Origin of the sequence: Candidatus Erwinia dacicola (genome assembly GCF_001756855.1) — a bacterium.
GTDB lineage: Bacteria > Pseudomonadota > Gammaproteobacteria > Enterobacterales > Enterobacteriaceae > Erwinia > Erwinia dacicola.
Window position 1 is genome coordinate 1 of record NZ_MAYS01000578.1, and the last position, 6174, is coordinate 6174.

The following is a 6174-nucleotide window of genomic DNA, read 5'->3' on the forward strand; positions in this document are numbered from 1 at the left end:
CAAAAGTCTGGCACAACGCAGCGACCGGATACCTCGCTCTTAGCCTGTCGACTACCGTGAACCGTTGAGTGCGTCCGACATTAAGAGCGCCGTAGCCTTTTTTAGGATTTCGTTCTCCATTTCAAGGCGTTGTATTTTCTTCCTCGCCTCACGCAGCTCGAGCTGTTCTGGCGTCAGAGGAAGCCCGGCGGGCGTTTTCCCCTGGCGCTCAAGTCGCAGCTTATTCACCCAACGGGGGATAGCCGAATGGCTTACGTTAACTGCCTCTGCGGCCTTAACGTAGGTATAGCCGTGGTCGACAACTAACTTCGCCGCTTCGAGCTTAAATTCTGGCGTGAAATGTTTAGCCATTGGGTCACCTGTGGTGTTGGGAAGGTGAGAATATCACCTTCCGATCAGGTGGCCAGTATCAGTGTGCCACTACACTTTTTCCAACGACCACTTTCCCTGTATGCGCCCGTTTCGAGGGAAGTATTGCAGGTTTACGCTCAAGCAGCAGCGCATTCTGACGCATTATTCGGTATACGCGTTTGGCATTAATAACGGCCATGTCGTCAGATTCAGATTGCCTGCGCAGCAGTGCCCACCCCGGCGATAACCATATGTAGGCAGATCGCCGATAACGGTATGGATACGCTCCAGCGCTTCCGTATCATCAGGCTTGCGCTTCCATCGACGATCCTGCCAGTTCTTCGACCGACAGGCCATGGCATGCAGTGGCGCACGTGAGATCCGAAAGCAACGACTGACGAGACTTATTCGCCATCCTCCGACAACAAGGGCACGGGCGCTATCTACTTTTTGTCGGCCATATTCAACGGCTTCTTTTTAGCAGCTCGTTTTCCATGGTTTTCTTGCCCAGTAGGCGCTGCAGCTCTTTAATTTGCTTCATCGCAAATTTAAGTAATACCAACTGTCTGGAGATTCAGGGGGGATAGTCTAATTTTTAACCACAAGGACGGATAAAAATTATGAGGGGAGGAAGACAAAATAAAGCGGTCAACAGCATGGCGACAGCTAGGCCATCTGTTATAGTACAGTTCCTTAATCCGCTGAACTGCCGCTAACTTGGCCGTTTTTGCCGATATACGTTAACAGGCTAAACTATGGTTTCTCACTGTTTAGGTTTACCCTCTACTAAAAAATAATGATGAAGTCTTAATGAGCTATCAGGTACTGGCCCGCAAGTGGCGTCCGCAAACGTTTAATGATGTCGTCGGTCAGCAACATGTTCTAACCGCGCTGGCTAACGGTTTGTCGCTTGGCCGCATCCATCACGCCTATCTTTTCTCCGGCACCCGTGGTGTCGGTAAAACGACCATTGCCCGCCTGCTGGCAAAGGGGCTGAATTGTGAAACCGGCATAACCGCCGCCCCGTGCGGGCAGTGCGACAACTGCCGTGAAATCGAACAGGGGCGCTTTGTCGATCTGATTGAAATCGATGCCGCTTCGCGCACCAAAGTGGAAGACACGCGCGATCTGCTGGATAACGTCCAGTACGCTCCGGCCCAGGGTCGTTTTAAAATCTATCTGATCGATGAAGTTCACATGCTCTCGCGCCACAGCTTTAACGCGCTGTTGAAAACGCTGGAAGAGCCACCGGAACACGTCAAATTTCTATTAGCCACCACCGACCCGCAAAAGCTGCCGGTTACCATCCTGTCACGCTGCCTGCAGTTTCACCTCAAGGCGCTCGATCAGGAGCAAATCTGCGGCCAGCTTGAACACGTGTTGAAAGCTGAACAAATTGCCGCGGAAACCCGAGCACTGCAGCTGCTGGCGCGTGCCGCCGACGGCAGTATGCGCGATGCGCTTAGCCTGACCGATCAAGCCATCGCCATGGGGCAGGGGCAGGTGACCACCGCCACGTTGAATGACATGCTCAGCACGCTTGACGACGAGCAGCCGCTGGCGCTGATTGAAGCGCTGGTCAATGCCGACGGTGAACAGGTGATGGCGCTGTTGACTCAGGCCGCATCGCGCGGCGTAGACTGGGAAGCGCTGCTGGTGGAGATGCTCACCTTGCTGCATCGCGTGGCGATGATCCAGCTGCTGCCTTCAGCGCTCGGTGATGACATGGCCGCGATTGAACAGCGGCTGCGTGAACTGGCGCGGGTGCTGCCACCGGCGGATGTGCAGCTCTATTATCAAACGCTGTTGATGGGGCGCAAAGAGCTGCCGCTGGCACCGGATCGCCGTATGGGCGTCGAGATGTCGCTGCTGCGTGCGCTGGCTTTTCATCCGAAAGCGGTGATTACTGAACCGGTTGCGCGCCCGACTATGACGCCACAGGCTACCGCTGTGGCTATGCCTGCATCGGATGCCGTGCCGCCATCCAGCCCGCCTGCGGCGCATACCGTGGAGCCCCCGCCACCGCAGGGATTACCGGATACCACCAGCCAGCTCTTGCAGGCGCGTACGCAGCTGCTGCGCCATCAGAGGGCGAGTAAGCCAAAAAAGAGTGAGCCGGCGGCGCAGGGGGCGCGGTCGGCAAGCTCGGCACTGGAGCGCCTAGCCACCGTTACCGAACGCGGGCAGCAACGCCTGCAGCAGGCCGCAACGGAGCCCGCCGCACCAGTAAAGGAAGAGGTTTACCGCTGGAAAGCGCTTAATCCGACAGAAGTAAAAACGGAAAAAGTCGCCACGCCAAAAGCGCTGCGCACCGCACTTGAGCTGGAAAAACATCCGGAATTGGTGGCGAAGCTGGTTTCTGAATCCTTACAGCGTGATGTCTGGGCTGCCGAGATCGCTGCGCTTACGATGCCAAAACTGGTGCAGCAGCTGGCGCTCAATGCTTGGAAAGAACCGACCGAAAACGGCATCTGTCTGCATCTGCGCTCCAGCCAGCGTCATTTAAACTCCCCTTCGGCGCAAAAAGCGCTGAATGATGCCTTGAATGCCGCCACCGCGAACCCCATTGAATTAACCGTGGTGGAAGATGATAATCCGGAGGTGCTGACCCCATTGGAGTGGCGGCAGAAAATTTACGAAGAGAAACTGGCGCAGGCGCGTCAGTCGATTATCACGGATACTCATATACAGACGCTGCAGCGATTTTTTGACGCTGACGTAGACGAAAAGAGTATCCGACCTGTTTAACCCGCTGCATTATCACGTGATGATATGGCCTGAGCTGAAGAGAGAGAACTTATGTTTAGTAAAACCGGATTGGGCAACCTTATGAAGCAGGCCCAGCAAATGCAGGACAAAATGGCGCAGGTGCAGGAAGATATCGCTGCGATGGAAGTGACTGGTGAATCTGGCGCAGGCATGGTCAAGGTCACCATCAACGGTGCGCACAGCTGCCGTCGCGTGGAAGTGGATCCAAGCCTGCTAGAAGATGATAAAAACATGCTGGAAGACCTGATTGCTGCGGCATTCAACGATGCCGCACGTCGCGTTGCTGAAACCCAGAAAGAGAAAATGGCGGTCGTTTCCAGCGGAATGTCTCTGCCACCTAGCTTCAAGATGCCATTCTGATGCAAACCAGCCCGCTCCTTGAAGCACTGATGGAGTCGCTGCGTTGCCTGCCGGGCGTCGGGCCGAAGTCGGCTCAGCGCATTGCTTTCCAGCTGTTACAGCGCGACCGCAGTGGCGGTATGCGACTGGCGCGGGCCCTGACGCGGGCGATGTCGGAAATTGGCCACTGTGCCGACTGCCGTACATTCACCGAGCAGGAAACCTGCATTATCTGCGCCAATCCCCGGCGTCAGCAGAACGACCTGATCTGCGTGGTGGAGAGCCCGGCAGATATTCACGCCATTGAGCAGACTGGGCAGTTTGCCGGGCGCTACTTTGTGCTGATGGGCCACCTGTCGCCACTGGATGGCATCGGGCCTAATGATATTGGCCTCGATCGCCTCGAGCAACGCCTGGGAAAAGAGTCAATTCAGGAAGTGATCCTCGCCACCAACCCGACGGTGGAAGGCGAAGCAACCGCCAACTACATTGCCAGCCTGTGTGAACAGTATGGTGTGGACGCCAGCCGCATCGCGCACGGCGTGCCAGTGGGCGGCGAGCTGGAAATGGTCGACGGCACCACGCTGTCGCACTCTCTTGCCGGGCGCCTCAAGATTAAATTCTGAACAATCAACGGCACGAGTTGATTGTGCCGTCTTGAAATCGCCAAATATCCCCCCACTTATTATCCTCAACGTTCATCAACCTGTTTTTAGTTGAGGTAGCAATAACCATGAAAGGACAAGAGATCCGTGGCTTCCAGTCAGAGGTAAAACAACTTCTGCACCTGATGATCCACTCCCTCTATTCAAATAAAGAAATCTTCCTGCGTGAGCTGATCTCAAACGCCTCTGACGCCGCCGACAAGCTGCGCTTCCGGGCGTTATCCACTCCGGATCTTTACCAAGGTGACGGCGAGCTGCGCGTACGGGTTTCGGTCGACAAGGAAAAACGCACCCTGACGTTAAGCGACAACGGTATCGGGATGCGTCGTGACGAAGTGATTGAAAACCTTGGCACCATTGCCAAATCAGGCACCAAATCCTTCCTCGAGTCACTGGGTTCAGACCAAGCAAAAGATAGCCATCTAATCGGCCAGTTTGGTGTTGGTTTCTACTCGGGGTTTATCGTGGCCGATAAAGTGTCAGTCCGCACCCGCGCAGCCAGCGTAGCCGCCGATGAAGGCGTGTTCTGGGAATCTGCTGGTCAGGGCGAATACACCATCGCCGACATCACTAAAGAAGATCGCGGCACGGAAATCACTCTGCATCTGCGTGAAGGCGAAGATGAGTTGCTCAATGCATGGCGCGTGCGCAGCATTATCAGCAAGTATTCCGACCATATTGCCCTGCCGGTAGAGATTGAAACCCATAACGAAGAAGACAACACCACCACCTGGGAAAAGATCAACAAAGCGCAGGCACTGTGGACGCGTAATAAGTCTGACATCAGAGAAGATGAATATAAAGAGTTCTACAAGCACGTCGCGCATGACTATACCGACCCGCTGACGTGGAGCCACAACCGCGTTGAGGGCAAGCAGGAGTACACCAGCCTGCTCTACATCCCGGCGCAGGTGCCGTGGGATATGTGGAACCGCGATCACAAGCACGGCCTGAAACTGTACGTGCAGCGCGTGTTCATCATGGATGACGCTGAGCAGTTTATGCCGAACTATCTTCGCTTCGTCAAAGGTCTGATCGACTCTAACGACCTGCCGCTGAACGTCTCGCGTGAAATCCTGCAGGACAGCCGCATCACGCAGACCCTGCGCGGCGCGTTGACCAAGCGCTCCCTGCAGATGTTGGAGAAAGTGGCGAAGGATGATGAAGAGAAATACCAGAAATTCTGGCAGCAGTTCGGTCTGGTGCTGAAAGAAGGCCCGGCAGAAGACAGCGGCAACGTGGCGACCATCGCCAAACTGCTGCGTTTTGCCAGCACCAGCAGCGAAGGCCCGGCGCAGACCGTGTCGCTGGAAGATTATGTCAGCCGCATGGTGGAAGGGAGGCAGGAGAAGATTTACTACATCACTGCCGACAGCTATGCCGCGGCGAAAAGTAGTCCGCACTTGGAGCTGTTCCGTAAGAAAGGCATCGAAGTGCTGCTGCTCTCCGACCGTATCGACGAATGGATGATGAGCTATCTGACTGAATTCGACGGTAAGTCATTCCAGTCGGTGAGCAAAGCGGATGACGTGATGAGCAAACTGGTCGATGAAGAGACTGAAGAGCAGAAAGAAGCGGAGAAAGCGCTGGAGCCGTTCGTTGAGCGCGTGAAAACGCTGCTGGGTGAGCGCGTGAAAGAGGTGCGCCTGACACATCGTCTCACCGACACCCCGGCGATTGTCACCACCGAAGCGGACGAAATGAGCACCCAGATGGCGAAGTTGTTTGCTGCTGCTGGCCAGGAGGTGCCGGAAGTGAAATATCTGTTCGAGCTGAACCCAGATCACGCTCTGGTAAAACGCGCTGCCGATACGCAGGACGAAGCCTGCTTCGCCGAGTGGGTCGAGCTGCTGCTGGACCAAGCGCTGTTCGCCGAGAAAGGCACGCTGGACGATCCTAACCAGTTTATCCGCCGCATGAACCAGCTGCTGCTGGGGTAATCGCCACGGTCCAATGGGCGAGGCATGCCTCGCCCCTACGCAGATCACCGTACGGGTCGGGCATGCCCGAGCCAGCATCAACCCGCAATCGACGGCACTGTTGCAAAGAT

General features: G+C 55.6%; 5 protein-coding genes, 1 pseudogene and 1 other annotated feature. Of the genes and pseudogenes, 4 read left to right on the plus strand and 2 right to left on the minus strand.

What is annotated here, in order from left to right; genetic code table 11:
• Positions 1 to 51: 51 nt before the first annotated feature.
• Together BBW68_RS14305 and BBW68_RS17220 are read right to left on the minus strand one after the other, a co-directional pair.
• Positions 52 to 351, minus strand: a complete 300-nt coding sequence (locus BBW68_RS14305; protein ID WP_070133583.1) for an IS3 family transposase — start codon at positions 349 to 351, stop codon at positions 52 to 54.
• Between the two features lie 73 nt (positions 352 to 424).
• Positions 425 to 904 (minus strand): annotated as a pseudogene (locus BBW68_RS17220) (IS3 family transposase); the annotation flags it as partial.
• Between the two features lie 257 nt (positions 905 to 1161).
• Here BBW68_RS17220 and dnaX point away from each other — a divergent pair.
• The 4 genes from dnaX to htpG all read left to right on the plus strand — a co-directional run bounded on the left by dnaX (position 1162) and on the right by htpG (position 6064).
• Positions 1162 to 3099, plus strand: a complete 1938-nt coding sequence (gene dnaX / locus BBW68_RS14315) for a DNA polymerase III subunit gamma/tau (RefSeq protein WP_070135863.1) — start codon at positions 1162 to 1164, stop codon at positions 3097 to 3099.
• Positions 2435 to 2496: a sequence feature (DnaX frameshifting element), on the plus strand. (Overlaps the previous gene by 62 nt.)
• Before the next feature lie 51 nt (positions 3100 to 3150).
• On the plus strand, positions 3151 to 3480 hold the full coding sequence (locus BBW68_RS14320) for a YbaB/EbfC family nucleoid-associated protein (protein WP_070135864.1): 330 nt from the start codon (positions 3151 to 3153) through the stop codon (positions 3478 to 3480).
• Positions 3480 to 4085: a recombination mediator RecR gene (gene recR / locus BBW68_RS14325; RefSeq protein WP_070135865.1), complete on the plus strand. Its 606-nt coding sequence runs from the start codon at positions 3480 to 3482 to the stop codon at positions 4083 to 4085. Before BBW68_RS14320 ends, recR begins: the two co-directional genes overlap by 1 nt.
• A gap of 107 nt (positions 4086 to 4192) precedes the next feature.
• Positions 4193 to 6064 carry a molecular chaperone HtpG gene (gene htpG / locus BBW68_RS14330; RefSeq protein WP_070135866.1) on the plus strand — a complete coding sequence of 624 codons (1872 nt, stop codon included), beginning with the start codon at positions 4193 to 4195 and terminating at the stop codon, positions 6062 to 6064.
• The last annotated feature ends 110 nt before the right edge of the window (positions 6065 to 6174 follow it).

Excerpts from the sequence above, each read along its gene's own strand:
- BBW68_RS14305 (WP_070133583.1), bottom strand. The coding sequence starts at position 351 with ATGGCTAAACATTTCACGCCAGAATTTAAGCTCGAAGCGGCGAAGTTA.
- dnaX (WP_070135863.1), top strand. The coding sequence starts at position 1,162 with ATGAGCTATCAGGTACTGGCCCGCAAGTGGCGTCCGCAAACGTTTAAT.
- BBW68_RS14320 (WP_070135864.1), top strand. The coding sequence starts at position 3,151 with ATGTTTAGTAAAACCGGATTGGGCAACCTTATGAAGCAGGCCCAGCAA.
- recR (WP_070135865.1), top strand. The coding sequence starts at position 3,480 with ATGCAAACCAGCCCGCTCCTTGAAGCACTGATGGAGTCGCTGCGTTGC.
- htpG (WP_070135866.1), top strand. The coding sequence starts at position 4,193 with ATGAAAGGACAAGAGATCCGTGGCTTCCAGTCAGAGGTAAAACAACTT.